Genomic DNA, 14,659 nt, shown 5'->3' on the forward strand with positions numbered 1-14,659 from the left:
CATCTTCTTCCTGCCATGGATGGCGTACTCGTCTTCACCACTTCGACCATGTAGCCGCCTGGAATGTGAGGCGGCGCTGTCACGCGGACGCCCGACCTCACATTTCGGCGGCCTGTCCGGTCGAAGATGTGTGGACGATCGGATACGAGCCAGAAACGGGGACCGGGTGCGCGTGAGCGGCGAGGACGTGGTCATGGACGAGCGGCAGCGGCTGATCAACCTGGCGTACCGGCTGCTCGGTTCGCTCGCCGACGCCGAGGACGTGGTCCAGGAGACCTACGCCCGCTGGTATGCGTTGACCGATGCCCAGCGAGCGGACATCAAGGTCCCGGCCGCCTGGCTGACGACGGTGGCCAGCCGTGTCTGCCTGAGCCTGCTCGGTTCGGCGCGGGTCAGGAGGGAGACGTACGTGGGTGAATGGATCCCTGAGCCGTTGCCCGAGCCGACCGAGTGGATCAGCGGGGGAGCGGCCGACGGCGGCATGGACCCTGCCGACCGGGTCAGCCTGGACGAGTCGGTCAGCATGGCCTTCCTCGTCGTGTTCGAGTCGATGACCCCGGCCGAGCGCGTCGCGTTCGTCCTGCACGACGTCTTCCGCTACCCGTTCGCGGACGTCGCCGAGATCGTCGGGCGCAGCTCCGCGGCCTGCCGTCAGCTGGCCTCCTCGGCCCGGCGGCGGATTCGCGAGGCACGGGCCGACGCGGGCCCGAGCGCCGGTCATGCCGCGGTGGTGCGGGACTTCAAGGCGGCCTGGGGGGCGAAGGACATCGGCGCGATGATCGGCCTGCTCGATCCGGACGCCGTCTGGGTCGCGGACGGCGGTGGCAAGGCCCTCACCATCCTGGATCCGATCGTCGGCGGCGAGGAGATCGCCCGCGCATACCTGCGGATCGCCGAGGTCGCGCCCGCGCACACCCTGCTCGAGCGCACCGTCAACGGCCTGCCCGGCCTGGTGGTCCAGCAGCACGACCGGATCGTGACCGTGTTCGCGTTCGAGGTGGTGGGCGAGCGGATCACACGCATCTGGGCGGTACGCAACCCGGACAAGCTCCGGCCGTGGGCGATGCGTTGAGGTGCGTGCGCGATGGTCCGCGCCCGTGACCCGCGCCGAGGTCTCCTTGCTCGTCCTTGACGTGGCTGTCCTGTCAGTGGCGGCCAGTAGCCTCGGGCATCATGGGGATTGAGATGGATGTAGTGGTGGGTTACCCGATCAACGATGAGATGGAGAGGGTGCTCGGGCTGGCCGAGGCGGTCGGCGAGCCGGTCAGTGTCACGTTCATCTGGGAGGGGACTGAAGTGGGGGAGCGTGCCGTGCTGGTGCCCGCAGCCACGCTGGCGCTCTGGGAGCACTGGGCCCCGAACGCCTACCCGACGAGTGACGCCCGGGACGAGAGCCCGGCCGATACGGAAAAGCCGGAGCTGGCCCACCCAGCGGAATTCGGCCCGTTCACGCTCTTTCGCCGTCGCGTGGGCGGGCGCACGGCGGTCGCTCGCGGAGGCGTCGTGGTCGCCGAGCTCCTGGACCCCAACGAGGCGCACTGGCTGCAGGAGAAGGCCCGCAACGTCCGCCAAGGCTTCATGGATCCGAAGCAGAAGGCGGCGTTCGAGGAGTTCCTCGCCCGGCAGCCACCCGTCGGCGAACAGTGACGCGCCGCCTGATGCTTGCGGCGCGGCTTCTGACATGAGGTGATCAGGCGACAGGCTCCAAGCGGACGCAGCACCGGCCCGGGCTGGGCGACAGGCATGCCGTGTACCCGCACTCGCCCAGCCCGTGCAGGACACCGCGCAGCAGATGCAGGTTCATGCCGCACACCGTCTGTGTGTACTCACGGGCCAGGGCATGGAAGGGGCAGTTGCCGAGCACAATGGCGCCTTCTTCGTGCCGCGGCTCGAACCCGTGCTGCTCCAGCAGGTCGAAAAGGTTCCCGCCGCCCGGCTCGCCCAGCAGCGTGCCGAGCTCTTCGGCCTTGCGGTGCAACACATCCCGTACCGGCTCACCGGTTGCGCCGGATTCCTCCACGGACTGTGCAAGGAGTCGTCCGGCGAGCTCGTAGCGCCGGTCCGGCAGGCTGACCGCGATCTGTTTCGTCGAACGCCGGTACAGCTTGGCAGGCCGGCCCGCCCCCGGGCCCGCCCGTCCGCTGCGTCGCTCGTAGACCACGTCGAGCAGGGCTTCATCGGCCAGACGGTCGAGGTGGAACGCCGCGGTCTGGCGCGCCAGGCCCAGCGCGGCGGCCGCGTCGTCCCGGCTGACGGGGCCGGGCTGGCGCACCACATGGTCGTACAGCCTCCTGCGCGTCGGCTCGTCCAGAGCGGCGATGGCGGAGACATCGGCGTCGCGTACTTCCTTCGGGTCGTCCACGAACACCAGTGTAAAACCAACAGCCATTGACTAAAGAAGGGATCGGCGCTTCTATAAGTAATGAGAGTTGTCGATAGAAGGAGAGGTTGCCATGTCCTCCGCAACCACAACCACCACGTCCGCCACCCCACGTCGCGCACTGTTCGCCGATCCCGGCTATCAGGCATTCGCGATCCTGCGCATCGCCTTCACGGTGGCGCCGATCCTGTTCGGGCTGGACAAGTTCGCCAACCTGCTCGTGGACTGGCCCAACTACCTCGCGCCGTGGATCAACGACATCGTGCCCGGCAGCGCCCAGGCAGCCATGTACGCCGTGGGTGTGATCGAAATCGTGGCAGGCATCGCCGTGGCCCTGGCTCCCCGCTTCGGAGCCTGGCTGGTGGCCGGCTGGCTGGCCGGCATCATCGTCAACCTGCTGACCATCCCCGACTACTACGACATCGCACTGCGCGACTTCGGCCTCCTTCTCGCCGCCGTCGCACTGGCACGCCTCGCCGAGTGCTACCACGGCAAGCGGGAGCACTGAGCCGGCGCGACTCGTGCCGAATGACTCCGTCGGGCGGGCTCTCCGGTTCTGCTGCCGCTGAAGCGATGCGCGGACCTATGGCTTGAAGGGCGAACAGACCGTCGTCGGCCGACTCGGCCGGGATGCCACTTAAGTCAGGTCCAGGTCGGTGTACAGCAGGTGGTGGTCCGAGTACGGGGTCGGATGCACATGGTGATCGAGCCGGACGACGCCTCGCAGGAAGACGTAGTCGAACTTGCCCTGCCAGTCGGTGGTCGGCTTGCAGCTGCCAGTGGGCGAGGGATGGCACTGGGGGTCTGTATCCGCGGCCAGTGCCCAAATCCTGGAGAGTTCAGGGGCGTCCGGCACAGCGTTGAAGTCCCCGACAACGATCGCGCGGTCGTGTCGGGCGACCTCTGCGGCGAGTACGCCGACCTGACCTGCTCGGACTGCCTCTTGCTGTCGTTGGGCGAGATGTGTGTTGAAGACCCGGACGAGCCGGCCGCCCACAGTCGTGGTGACCGCCATGTACCCACGGTCCTCCGAACCACCGTCGGGATACTCCACGTTGACGAGGTCAGTCATCGGTGCAGCCGAGAGGATCGCCTGGCCGAAGGCCCCCGGACTCCACGGCATACCCCCGCAACGTCCCCAATTCCGAAGAACCGTCCCGTACTCGACGTGGTAGACGAGTCCGTGAAGGTTCTCGAGATACTCCCGGATCCTCTCCACGTCACCTACGCATGCTTCTTGCAGGCCGACGACCTGGGGCGCAAACGCGGCGATCTCCGCCGCCCGGTCGACGTTGCTCTTGTCGCAGGGGTTGCAGATGTTCCACGTCATGACCCGGTTCGGTACGACATCCCTGACGGCTCCGACAGGCAGTGACCTGGCGGAAACAGCACCGCTTGGTGCACTGGGCCCGACGAGCACCACCCAGGTCACGGCCATGGCGCCCGCGAGCAACCGCGTGGCCCTTCTGAGCACCATCGCCTCCACACCGTGGATACACAGATCATCCGACATCGTCCTGCAGGAGGTTATGACACAGCGCTCAGCCCAGGGAATGGGGCACGAGGAAGAGTGACGCCGCTGCGTTGCCGGAGCGCGCAGCGCTTGGACCAGCACGGGCCCGTAGAGGGTGGCACGGTAATCTCGGCCCATGCCCGAGACATCGGTGGCGCACTTCTACGACGAACTGGCTGACGACTACCACCTGATCTATCCGGACTGGGACGCGAGCATCCGCAGGCAGGGGAACGCCCTCGACGCCCTGATCGGCCAAGATCGCGCGGCGGTTCTCGACTGTTCCTGCGGCATCGGCACGCAGGCCATCGCTCTGGCGCAGCGCGGGCACCGGGTCACCGGGACCGACCTCAGCCCCCGCGCCGCCGCCCGCGCCGCACGTGAGGCCGCCTCTCGGAACCTGAGCCTGCGCACGGCCGCTGCCGACATGCGGCGCCTCCCGTTTCCTGCCGGCCGGTTCGACACAGTCGTCTGCGCCGACAACTCGCTGCCTCACCTGCTGACGGAGCAGGATGTACACGCCGCCCTGACCGAGATGCGCCGCGTACTGCGTCCGGCCGGCCTGCTGCTGGTCAGCACACGCAACTACGACGACCTGCTGGGCGACCGCCCCACCTCGATGCCTCCACAAGTCCACAAGGACGTCGACTGCGGCGACGGCGAAGAACGCACCGTCACTTTCCAGCTCTGGGACTGGCACGACGACGGCGAGCACTACGACTTGGAGCACTTCCAACTCCTTCCGGCAGGCGGAGCATGGCGCGTCAAGGTCCGCCGGACCACGTACTGGGCACTTGGCCGGGACCGACTGGCCGGCCTCGCAGCCGAGGCCGGGCTTGTCGACCCCGAGTGGCGGATGCCGCAGGAGACAGGCTTTTTCCAGCCGCTGCTCATGGCCCGCGCCGGTGAGTAGGTGACTCCACCTCTCGGCGGACGGAATGCCGTCGAACACGCCAGGCAGCCGTGCAGGGCGCGCCGGTACGGAGCGCCGACGCAGCTGTCGGCCGCCTTGTTACGGTCGGCTGGGCTGCCCCCACGCCCGGGCACGCTGCGGAGAACTTACGGGCCGCTGTCGATCCGGCCATCTCCCGTTCGACGTACTGATGTGGAGCGCATCGCCACATGGGATGCGACAGGACCTGATGAGGAGACACATGGAGCAGCTGCTGAGAGTCATGAACTTCAACGTCTCAAGCGACGGAATCGGTGCCGGTGAGAGCCGGAGCCAGAGCCTTGAGAACCCGTTCGGCCTCGCCCACGCCGAAAGGCTGTTCGGCTGGGCCGGTGCCACGGCGAGCTGGCCCATGCGCACCGATGCCGGAGGGAGCCGTGGCCTCGACGACTACTTCACGCGGGACTTCGCACGCAACATCGGCGCCGAGATCATGGGCCGCAACAAGTTCGGCCCCCAGCGCGGGCCGTGGCTGGACCACGACTGGTGCGGCTGGTGGGGCGACGAGCCCCCGTTTCACACCCCGGTGTTCGTCATGACCCACCACGGGCGTCCTTCGATCACGCTCTCCGACACCACCTTTCACTTCGTCGACGGCGACCCGGCCGCGGTGCTCGAACAGGCGCGGGAGGCGGCACAGGGCAAGGACGTCCGACTCGGTGGTGGAGTCACCACCATCCGGCAGTTCCTCGACGCCGACCTCGTCGACACCCTGCACGTAGTGGTCTCGCCGGTGGAGCTCGGGTCCGGCCTCAAACTCTGGGAGTCGCCCGATGAGCTGCTCGACCGGTTCCAACTGGAGGTCGTGCCCAGCCCGAGCGGCGTGACGCATCACCTGTTCTGGCGAAAATGACGCGAGGGCCCTCGGGGATCTCGGCGTGGCGGAGGCGAGCGTTCGGAGGTCGTGGCGGTGACCCAGCGCGGGCGGAATGGATGCCCGCCGTTTAACAAGTGAACGGCGTTCCCCGGTACTTGGGCCGTTCGAAGCGGCCTGGGCAGAGCTTCGGGACCGCGGCTGCGTGTCTCGGGGGCGCGGCCCGGTCGGGGGCTCGCGGTGGCGGGAGCCCACGTATCCTCGCGGCGCCGACCGCCGAGTCCCTCGCGTGCCAGGGAGCGGGCGGCTCCGACGGACGTCGCACGGGCGCTCACCGGCGTCCCTGAATCCCTGACGGCCGCATCGCTGGTCCTGCACCGGCCTGCCTGGCCGCCGGCCTGCCCGGCTATTGGCCCGTCCGGCTACTGGCCCGTCCGGTCGGTCGGCCGTCGTCCCGCCACCTGACGGGGCGACGGCCGTATCAGTGCCCGAAAAGCGGCAGGCGTCTTCAACTCCTACTGCCCGCATGCCAATTCCGGCGTCTTCGTGCTTCATCTCTTGACGTGTCTGGTTCAGACCTTTAAGTTCACCGATCACCAAGCCTCCACGCATGCGCTCGTCGTTCACCCACATGAACGCACCCCACCCCCCACCATCAGCCACCCGTGAAGGGCTGCCCCCATGGCCAAACGCCCCCGCACGCGTTCCACCGCACTGCGCATCACCCTCTCGACCGCAGTACTGACTCTCTCGGCCGGCGCTCTCACCGCATCACCCGCGGCGGCCGCCACCGGCACCATCACCGGTCTTGGCGGCAAGTGTCTCGACGTGGCCGGAGCAAGTTCCGCCAACGGCACGGCCGTTCAGATCTACGGTTGCAACGGCATCGCCGCGGCCAACCAGAAGTGGACCGCGACCGGGTCCGGCGGCCCGGCCCCGGTCGCGCCGATGGCGGTCGCCCCGTACCTCTACAACGGCTGGGGCAGTCCGCCCGACCCGGCCGCCGTCATGAACGCCACCGGCGTCAAGTGGTTCACGCTGGCCTTCGTCCTGAGCAACGGGTACTGCACCCCGCAGTGGGACGGCAGCCGACCGCTGACCGGCGGCGTCGACCAGCGGACCGTCACCACCGTGCGGGCGGGCGGCGGCGACATCATTCCGTCCTTCGGCGGCTACAGCGGCAACAAGCTGGAGAGCTCCTGCTCCAGCGCGGGCGAACTCGCCGCGGCCTACCAGAAGGTCATCAACGCCTACGGCCTCAAGGCCATCGACATCGACCTGGAGGCAGACGCCTACAGCAACGGCACGGTCCAGCAGCGCACCGTGGACGCGCTGAAGGCCGTGAAGGCAGCCAACCCGGGCCTCAAGGTGTACGTCACCATCGGCACGGACCAGGGCGGACCCGACACCAGCCTCATCAAGCGGGCCGCGGCCGCCGGGCTGACCGTCGACAGCTGGACCATCATGCCGTTCGACTTCGGCGGCGCCGGCCAGAACATGGGCACGCTCACCCTGCGGGCGGCCGAGGGGCTAAAGGCGGCTCTCAAGAGTGCGTACGGCTACAGCGACGACCAGGCGTACCGCGGCATGGGGATCTCCTCCATGAACGGCATCACCGACGTCAACGAGACCGTCACCCTCGCCGACTTCCGGACCATCCTCGGCTACGCGCAGCAGCACCACCTGGCACGGCTGACGTTCTGGTCGGCCAACCGCGACCGCCCGTGCTCCGGCGGCTACCCGAACGACGACACCTGCTCGGGCGTGGCGCAGACCCCCTGGCAGTTCACCGGCATCTTCGCCAAGTACACCGGCTGAGGCCACGGCTCACCCCTCCCACCCCCCACCTCCAGGAGAATCCGTGTCCAGAACGACGCGAGAACCCGGCCGCGGCCGGATACCGAGAATGCTCGGCGTGTTCGCCCTGGTGGCGACCGCCGTAACAGGCGTGGCGAGCGCCGCGCCTGCGCCGGCTGTGACGACGGCCGCCGAGGCCCTGCCCACCGGCTGGGCCACCGTCGTCAACGCCAGGAGCGGCAAGTGCGTCGACGCCCGCTCCGCGGGGACCGCCGACGGCACCGTCGTCCAGCAGTACGCCTGCAACACCAGCCAGGCCCAGCAGTGGCAGTTCAAGGACACCTCGGGCGGATACACCCAGGTCGCCAACCGTCCCGACGCCACGAAGGCCTGGGATGTCACCGACGTGTCGACCGCCGACGGCGCGGGCGTACAGCTGTGGACCTACAGCGGCGGGAACAACCAGCAGTGGCAGGCCGTGGCCGAATCCGGCGGCACCTACCGCTTCGTGAACCGCAACAGCGGCAAGTGCCTCGACGTGCCGGGCGCGTCGACCGCCGACAGCGTCCAGCTCCAGCAGTACACCTGCAACGGCAGCCAGGCCCAGTCCTTCTACGTCAATCCGGTCGACGCCTCGCAGCCCCCCGGCACCCCCGACCTCGGCCCGAACGTCACGGTCTTCGACCCCTCGACCCCGGCCGCGACGGTCCAGAGCAGCCTGAACGCGGCCTTCGCCCAGCAGGAGACCAACCAGTTCGGCACGGCTCGCAAGGCCTTCCTCTTCAAGCCGGGCACCTACACCGCCGACGCCAATGTCGGCTTCTACACCCAGGTCGCGGGCCTCGGTCTGTCGCCCGACGACGTGAACATCCGCGGCGCGGTGCACGCGGAGGCGGACTGGTTCCAGGGCAACGCCACGCAGAACTTCTGGCGGTCGGCCGAGAACCTGTCGGTGACCCCGACATCCGGGACCGACCGCTGGGCGGTGTCGCAGGCGGCCCCCTACCGGCGTATGCACCTGCGCGGCAACCTCCAGCTGGACGACGGCGGTTGGTCCAGCGGCGGCTACATGGCCGACACCAAGGTCGACGGACAGGTCAGGTCGGGATCGCAGCAGCAGTGGCTGTCCCGCAACACCGACTGGTCGAGCTGGACCGGCTCCAACTGGAACATGGTGTTCGTCGGCGCCAGGAACGCGCCGGCCAACAGCTTCCCCAACCCGCCCTACACCACCGTCGCCCAGACACCGCTCTCCCGCGAGAAGCCCTTCCTGTACGTCGACGCGGCCGGCGCCTACAAGGTGTTCGTGCCCTCGGTGCGCTCCAACTCCAGTGGCACGTCGTGGGGTTCGGGCACACCTGCCGGTACGTCACTGCCGCTCTCCGACTTCTTCGTCGTCAAGCCGGGTGCCACGGCCGCGCAGATGAACGACGCGCTCGCCGCGGGCAAGAACCTGCTGGTCACCCCGGGTGTCTACCACCTCGGTCAGACGCTCAAGGTCACTCGTGCCGACACCGTGGTCCTGGGCCTCGGGCTCGCCACACTCATCCCGGACAACGGCATCACCGCGATGTCCGTCGCCGACGTGGACGGTGTCCAGCTGGCCGGCCTGCTGATCGACGCGGGGACCACCAACTCGGCGCAGCTGATGGCACTGGGCCCCAACGGCTCCTCGGAGGACCACAGTGCCGACCCGAGCTCGCTGCACGACGTGTTCTTCCGGATCGGCGGCGCCGGCGTCGGCAAGGCGACCACAAGCCTGACGATCAACAGCGACGACGTCATCGGCGACCACCTGTGGCTCTGGCGCGCCGACCACGGCAGCGGGGTCGGCTGGACCAGCAACACCGCCGACACCGGACTCGTGGTCAACGGCGACGACGTCACCATGTACGGGCTGTTCGTCGAGCACTACCAGAAGCACCAGACCCTCTGGAACGGCAACGGCGGCCGCACGTACTTCTACCAGAACGAGATGCCCTACGACCCGCCCAACCAGGCCGCCTGGATGAACGGCTCCACCCAGGGCTATGCCGCCTACAAGGTCGCGAACTCGGTGACCAGCCACCAGGTGTACGGCTTCGGCAGCTACTGCTACTTCAACGCCAACCCGGCGGTCACCGCCGAGCACGCCATCGAGGCACCGAACACCGCGAACGTCCGCTTCAAGGACATGGTGACCGTGTCACTGGGCGGCACCGGCACCATCCGGCACGTCGTCAACGACCGGGGCGGTCCCTCCGACTCCGCCACCAACGTGGCCAACCTGGTCAGTTACCCGTGAACCGCAGAGAAGGGATCGATCCCTTGCGACATGTGACCGAATCCGCACCGGTGCGCGCGGTACTGCGGGGGCTGCTCCTGCTGGCCACGCTGCTCGGCCTGGCCGTGACACCCGCGCACGCCGCCCCCGCCGCCTCCCCGTTCAAGGTGCTTGCGCTCTACAGCGGCACCTGGGACGCCGCGCACATCGACTTCGTCAAGGAGGCCAATGACTGGTTCCCCAAGCAGGCCGCAGCCAACGGGTTCACCTACACGGCCAGCAACAACTGGGACCTGCTGAGCAACGGCGGGGTGAACGGCTACCAGGTCGTCCTGTTCCTCGACGACCTGCCGCAGACCGCCGCCCAGCGCACGGGCTTCGAGCGGTACATGCGCGGCGGCGGCGCCTGGATGGGCTTCCATGTCGCCGCCTTCACGACCGAGGCCGGCAGCTGGCCCTGGTACCACAACCAGTTCCTGGGCAGCGGGAACTTCAGCACCAACACCTGGGGACCGACGTCGGCGACACTCAAGGTCGAGGACCGTACCCACCCCTCGACCAGGAACCTGCCGGCCACGTTCACCTCGTCGGTCAGCGAGTGGTACAGCTGGTCCAACGACCTGCGGCAGAACCCGAACATCAAGATCCTGGCATCGGTCGACCCCAGCAGCTTCCCGCTGGGCACCGACCCCAACCAGTCCTGGTACAGCGGGTATTACCCGATCCTGTGGACCAACACGCAGTACAGGATGCTGTACGCGAACTTCGGCCACAACGCGATGAACTACCAGACCAACACGCGTCTGTCGTCGACGTTCGCCAGTGAGACGCAGAACCGGTTCCTGCTGGACGGCCTGAAGTGGCTCGGCGGCGCGGACACCACGACGCCCCCGGACGTCGGCATCTCCGAGACCGCCTGGTACTCACTGACAGGCCAGGCGAACGGCACCTGCGTGGACACCCGGTCCGCGGCCACGGCGAACGGGACCGCCGTTCAGCAGTACACCTGCAACGGCACGCAGGCGCAGCAGTTCCAGTTCCGCGCCACGGACGGCGGCTACAGCCGCATCACCGCCCGCGGCAACCCGCAGCAGGTCGTCGACGTCACCGACCGCTCCACGGCCGACAACGCGCCTCTCCAGCTGTGGAGTTGGTCCAACGGCACGAACCAGCAGTGGCAGCCCGTGAAGGAGACAAGCGGGCGGTATCACTTCATCGCCCGGCACAGCGGAAAGTGCCTGAGCACGGCCACCGCCGCGACGAACAGCGTCCAGCTGACCCAACGGACCTGCGACAACTCCTCGGCCCAGAGCTTCACGCTGACCAGCCGGCCCTGACGGCCCAGAAGCGCCGGAGCGGCTGAATCAGGCCATGGACTGCATGGAGGCCTTACCGCCGTTGCACGGGGTGGTGAGCGACGCGGAGGTGCCCGGGGCTTCGGAGAGCCCCGGGCACCTCTGTCGCGCCAGGCGGGCCTGGTCGTTCCCGGTGGCGCAGGCAGCGGATCGGCCGCTGCGACACCATCTCTCGGCTCAGCTGCTGTGCAGAAGCTGAATGGATTGTTCCGCAGGCTTGTTCACGGCGTTGCTTTCGGAATATCCGATCGTTGATCTCCTCATGCAATGAGCGGTGCCCGAGCGGCATGGAGGCGTGGATCGACAGTGATGCCCGGCGGCCTCCCGTGGGCGGGCGAACGGAGAGTCCTGTGCGCATGACCGACCTTCAGCGGTGCGAGATCCGACCCGGACGACTTGTCGAGTGGACGCTGCACCCGACGGCCGTAGGGGCGGCGCGAGCGCTGCCGGACGACGCGCGGCCACCGGCATACGTGCAGGAGTCCCACATTCGTACGGCGCGATCGGTGCGCCAGGACGGACTGTTCGTGCCGACCTGGCTCGGTACCGCCTTCGACATCCTGGGAGTGATCGAACTCGACGTGCTGCAGGGCGCGTTGCGGACCTGGATGCTCCGGCACGAGACCCTGCGCAGCGGCTTCCGGTGGGCCGGTGACGAGATGCGGCGGTTCACTCTGGACCCCGACGCCGTGGCCCTGCACCGTGAGGACGTCGGGGACTTCGCCGACGCGGGGACGCTGACCCGGTATCTGCAGGACCGCTTCGACGTGGCGGCGGACGCGCTCACCTGGCCGAACTTCCTCTTCACGGCGGTCGTCCGGGACGACGGCGCGAGCGTGTACCTGGCGTTCGACCACAGCAACGTCGACGCGTACTCGATCCATCGCATCGCGGGGGAGATCCACGAGCTCTACGATGCCGGTCGCGCCGGGCGGGCCGTCGAGACGGCACCCGTCGCCAGCTACATCGACTTCTGCGCGGGTGAGCGCACGGACGCCGACCGGATCGACGACACGCACACCGTCGTGTCCCGCTGGCGGGAGTTCATCGCCCGCTGCGACGGCAAGCTGCCGAACTTCCCCGTCGACCTCGGCCTCGACCCCGAAGGACCGCTGCCCGAGCAGAAGTTCCTCGAGGAGATGCTCGTGGACGACACGGACGCCGCGGCCTTCGAGGCGTACTGCCGTCCCTACGGCGGAAGTCTCGTCGGTGTCCTGTCGGCCGTCGCGCTCGCAGCCCGCGAGATCAGCGGGCTGGACGTGTACCGAACCGTCGTGCCCTTCCACACCCGGGCCAAGTCCCGCTGGGCCGACTCGGTCGGCTGGTACGTGGGCGGCGCGCCGATCGAGATCCCCGTGGAGCATGCGACGGACTTCGAACATGCCCTGCGTATGGTCCGCGCCGCACTGCGCGAGAACCGGTCGCTGTCCCGCATGCCCATCGCCCGCGTACTGTCCCTGCTGGGCGCCGACTTCCGGCCCACGTCCCCCGACCTCTACTCGATCGTCTCCTACGTCGACTCGCGCGGCCTTCCTGGTTCGGAGCGCTGGCAGGAGCTGAAGGCGTACGGCCTGATCCGGGTGTCGTACGGCGATCAGGTGTGCGCGTGGGTGACCAGGGTCCACGAGGGCCTGCAGTTCGCCTGCCGGCTCCCGGACACCGATGCCGCGGACAAGAACATGCGGCGGTGCGTGGAGTTGGTGCGGGAGCGCGTGGTTACGGTGGCCCGGGAAGCCTTGGGGATGTCCACAACCGGGAGAATGCTCGGGCGCTGAGACCCATGTCGTGTCACGTCCTGCGGAACTTCACCTGTTAGGTGAGCAGGACGTGGAGGTCCGCCACCACACCGGTGTCGTCAGTAGCTCACGGAACCCGGCCGGGACCGGTCGCGGAACCACGCAACGGCCCCCACCAGCACCGCCGCCCCCAACCCGTACAGGGGCAGCCACAGAGTCGTCGTGGCCGCCAGGCACTCGGCAACGGCCTTGCGGGCGTGGTCGTCCTGCGTGAACGCCAGGGCAGCACCGTCACCGCCGGCCAGGTTCCCCAGCGCGGCCTTCACGTGGAGGGCCTCGTACCTGCCTGTCAGCTCGCACTCCCTGCGCGTGCCCGGCATCGGAAACAGCCAGGCCTGGCGCTGCAGCAGGGGCGCGAGTGCGATCGCCACGCACAGGCCCACGACCAGCGCGTACGCGACCAGGCCGCGCATGTACGACGAGCGGATGTCCGGCGTCCACTCCGGCCGTCGCTGGAAGGCGAGGATCACCGCAAGGAGCGTCACCCCGATGAACGTGGCGAACCACTGCCACGAGCCCTGGGCGAGCGCGAATGTGAGCACTGCGGCGAGTCCGATGCCGGTGACCCCGGGAGTGGGAAGGTCATCGTCCGCTGCGACGGCCGGCCTCGGGGTCACTCGGGAGCTGGGTTTCACTCACGGGCCTCTCCTGCGGGGGAGGCATCAGCATCAGCCGCACGGCGCCGCGGCCCTGGGCACCATGCCGCACGGGCCCCGGGGCCTCGCCCGGATGGCCCGCACGCACGGCCCCTCCGGTATCTGCTCCGCTTCGCTCTGCCGGGTTCACAGGGTGTGGTGCAGCCAGCGCTGGAGGACGTGGTGGACGCCTGCGGGCAGAGCGCTGAGCTGGTCGATGACGGCGCGGTCCTCGGGCATCGGGGGGATACCGGCGGCGGTGAGTGCCGCATGCAGGTCGAGGCGTTGCCGGTCGTGCGGGTCGAGGGTGTAGCTGAGGCGGTGGGCGGGGTTGGGCGGCGGCAGGAAGTAGTCGATGTCATCGACGGGCTCGGCCGGAGTCGGCCACGCGGTGTCACTGGGAGTTACGGCGTAGGGGTCGACGAAGGCGCAGGAACTGAGGGTCTCGTTGCTCCAGGGGGTCATCTCTGTCTCCTCGCAGGCGAGTTGTGTACTGGTCGAGAGTCCCCCTGGTGCCGCTTCGGTTGCGGCCACGGCCGTACATCACGCTGATGGCGCCTTCGGCGGCTCATCACCTCGTGTGACCAGCAGGCGACAGACGGCGCCGCATCTTCCCCATGCGGTCGGTCAAGCCGTTGGGACGGCATGGGGGCTCCGTCTTGGGAGAGGATGCGGCCACCGTGGCCGTACCCCACCAAGGAGACCCAGCATGACGATCCGGCGGATGGACAACGTCCTCATCGTTGTCGACGACCTTGACGCTGCCATTGCGTTCTTCGTCGAACTCGGGATGGAACTGGAGGGCAGGATGCCGATCGAGGGACGCTGGGTGGACCGTGTCATCGGGCTCGACGGCGCCCGACAGGACCTCGCGATGATGAGGACCCCGGACGGCCACAGCCGGCTTGAGCTGACGAAGTTCCATACGCCGAAGGCGATCAGCGCCGAGCCGGCAAACGCACCGACGAACACGTTGGGAATTCGGCGCATCATGTTCGCCGTCGACAACATCGAGGACGTCCTTGCCCGCCTCCAAACCCATGGCGCCGAACTCGTCGGCGAGGTGCAGCAGTTCGAAAGCAGCTATCTGCTCTGTTACGTCCGCGGTCCCGAGGGCATCCTCGTCGGACTGGCCGAGCAGCTCGACTGAAAGC

General features: G+C 68.4%; 14 protein-coding genes. 10 read left to right on the forward strand and 4 right to left on the reverse strand.

From position 1 onward, the window contains the following. The first annotated feature begins 193 nt into the window (after positions 1-193). Positions 194-1,072 carry an RNA polymerase sigma factor SigJ gene (gene sigJ, locus ACN6LB_RS25080; protein WP_445027905.1) on the forward strand — a complete coding sequence of 293 codons (879 nt, stop codon included), beginning with the start codon at positions 194-196 and terminating at the stop codon, positions 1,070-1,072. A gap of 101 nt (positions 1,073-1,173) precedes the next feature. Next, positions 1,174-1,647, forward strand: a complete 474-nt coding sequence (locus ACN6LB_RS25085) for a hypothetical protein (protein WP_445027876.1) — start codon at positions 1,174-1,176, stop codon at positions 1,645-1,647. A gap of 43 nt (positions 1,648-1,690) precedes the next feature. Here the strand turns inward: ACN6LB_RS25085 and ACN6LB_RS25090 are convergent, their stop codons facing one another. Further along, positions 1,691-2,368 (reverse strand): helix-turn-helix transcriptional regulator, encoded by a 678-nt coding sequence (locus tag ACN6LB_RS25090; RefSeq protein ID WP_445027906.1) that lies wholly within the window; start codon positions 2,366-2,368, stop codon positions 1,691-1,693. An 85-nt stretch (positions 2,369-2,453) separates the two neighbouring features. Here ACN6LB_RS25090 and ACN6LB_RS25095 point away from each other — a divergent pair, with 85 nt between their 5' ends. Then, positions 2,454-2,888 carry a DoxX family membrane protein gene (locus ACN6LB_RS25095; protein WP_445027877.1) on the forward strand — a complete coding sequence of 145 codons (435 nt, stop codon included), beginning with the start codon at positions 2,454-2,456 and terminating at the stop codon, positions 2,886-2,888. Positions 2,889-3,017: 129 nt separating this feature from the next. On the opposite strand, the gene ACN6LB_RS25100 is transcribed toward ACN6LB_RS25095, so the two are convergent. Continuing rightward, positions 3,018-3,857 carry an endonuclease/exonuclease/phosphatase family protein gene (locus ACN6LB_RS25100; RefSeq protein ID WP_445027907.1) on the reverse strand — a complete coding sequence of 280 codons (840 nt, stop codon included), beginning with the start codon at positions 3,855-3,857 and terminating at the stop codon, positions 3,018-3,020. A gap of 172 nt (positions 3,858-4,029) precedes the next feature. On the opposite strand from ACN6LB_RS25100, the gene ACN6LB_RS25105 reads away from it, so the two are divergent. The 6 genes from ACN6LB_RS25105 to ACN6LB_RS25130 all read left to right on the forward strand — a co-directional run bounded on the left by ACN6LB_RS25105 (position 4,030) and on the right by ACN6LB_RS25130 (position 12,849). Next, positions 4,030-4,806 carry a class I SAM-dependent methyltransferase gene (locus ACN6LB_RS25105; RefSeq protein WP_445027878.1) on the forward strand — a complete coding sequence of 259 codons (777 nt, stop codon included), beginning with the start codon at positions 4,030-4,032 and terminating at the stop codon, positions 4,804-4,806. Between the two features lie 241 nt (positions 4,807-5,047). After that, positions 5,048-5,698 (forward strand): dihydrofolate reductase family protein, encoded by a 651-nt coding sequence (locus ACN6LB_RS25110; protein WP_445027879.1) that lies wholly within the window; start codon positions 5,048-5,050, stop codon positions 5,696-5,698. A 642-nt stretch (positions 5,699-6,340) separates the two neighbouring features. Further along, a complete protein-coding gene (locus ACN6LB_RS25115; RefSeq protein ID WP_445027880.1) occupies positions 6,341-7,477 on the forward strand; it encodes a ricin-type beta-trefoil lectin domain protein in 1,137 nt (378 codons plus the stop codon). Positions 7,478-7,565: 88 nt separating this feature from the next. Next, positions 7,566-9,740, forward strand: a complete 2,175-nt coding sequence (locus ACN6LB_RS25120) for an RICIN domain-containing protein (RefSeq protein ID WP_445027908.1) — start codon at positions 7,566-7,568, stop codon at positions 9,738-9,740. 32 nt (positions 9,741-9,772) lie between these two features. Beyond that, positions 9,773-11,056: a ThuA domain-containing protein gene (locus ACN6LB_RS25125; protein ID WP_445027881.1), complete on the forward strand. Its 1,284-nt coding sequence runs from the start codon at positions 9,773-9,775 to the stop codon at positions 11,054-11,056. Between the two features lie 374 nt (positions 11,057-11,430). Beyond that, entirely contained in the window at positions 11,431-12,849 is a 1,419-nt protein-coding gene (locus ACN6LB_RS25130; protein WP_445027882.1) for a condensation domain-containing protein, read from the forward strand. An 80-nt stretch (positions 12,850-12,929) separates the two neighbouring features. On the opposite strand, the gene ACN6LB_RS25135 is transcribed toward ACN6LB_RS25130, so the two are convergent. Together ACN6LB_RS25135 and ACN6LB_RS25140 are read right to left on the reverse strand one after the other, a co-directional pair. Next, entirely contained in the window at positions 12,930-13,505 is a 576-nt protein-coding gene (locus ACN6LB_RS25135) for a hypothetical protein (protein ID WP_445027883.1), read from the reverse strand. Positions 13,506-13,652: 147 nt separating this feature from the next. Further along, positions 13,653-13,970, reverse strand: coding sequence for a hypothetical protein (locus ACN6LB_RS25140; RefSeq protein ID WP_356140484.1), 318 nt, complete (start codon positions 13,968-13,970; stop codon positions 13,653-13,655). Positions 13,971-14,214: 244 nt separating this feature from the next. Here ACN6LB_RS25140 and ACN6LB_RS25145 point away from each other — a divergent pair, with 244 nt between their 5' ends. Continuing rightward, a complete protein-coding gene (locus tag ACN6LB_RS25145) occupies positions 14,215-14,655 on the forward strand; it encodes a VOC family protein (RefSeq protein ID WP_445027884.1) in 441 nt (146 codons plus the stop codon). Positions 14,656-14,659: the final 4 nt, after the last annotated feature.

The sequence above is a fragment of the Streptomyces sp. SAS_270 genome, from assembly GCF_052543295.1.

Coding starts and splice junctions, on each gene's coding strand:
- sigJ (WP_445027905.1), top strand. CDS start 194: ATGGACGAGCGGCAGCGGCTGATCAACCTGGCGTACCGGCTGCTCGGT.
- ACN6LB_RS25085 (WP_445027876.1), top strand. CDS start 1,174: ATGGGGATTGAGATGGATGTAGTGGTGGGTTACCCGATCAACGATGAG.
- ACN6LB_RS25095 (WP_445027877.1), top strand. CDS start 2,454: ATGTCCTCCGCAACCACAACCACCACGTCCGCCACCCCACGTCGCGCA.
- ACN6LB_RS25100 (WP_445027907.1), bottom strand. CDS start 3,857: ATGGTGCTCAGAAGGGCCACGCGGTTGCTCGCGGGCGCCATGGCCGTG.
- ACN6LB_RS25105 (WP_445027878.1), top strand. CDS start 4,030: ATGCCCGAGACATCGGTGGCGCACTTCTACGACGAACTGGCTGACGAC.
- ACN6LB_RS25110 (WP_445027879.1), top strand. CDS start 5,048: ATGGAGCAGCTGCTGAGAGTCATGAACTTCAACGTCTCAAGCGACGGA.
- ACN6LB_RS25115 (WP_445027880.1), top strand. CDS start 6,341: ATGGCCAAACGCCCCCGCACGCGTTCCACCGCACTGCGCATCACCCTC.
- ACN6LB_RS25120 (WP_445027908.1), top strand. CDS start 7,566: ATGCTCGGCGTGTTCGCCCTGGTGGCGACCGCCGTAACAGGCGTGGCG.
- ACN6LB_RS25130 (WP_445027882.1), top strand. CDS start 11,431: ATGACCGACCTTCAGCGGTGCGAGATCCGACCCGGACGACTTGTCGAG.
- ACN6LB_RS25140 (WP_356140484.1), bottom strand. CDS start 13,970: ATGACCCCCTGGAGCAACGAGACCCTCAGTTCCTGCGCCTTCGTCGAC.
- ACN6LB_RS25145 (WP_445027884.1), top strand. CDS start 14,215: ATGACGATCCGGCGGATGGACAACGTCCTCATCGTTGTCGACGACCTT.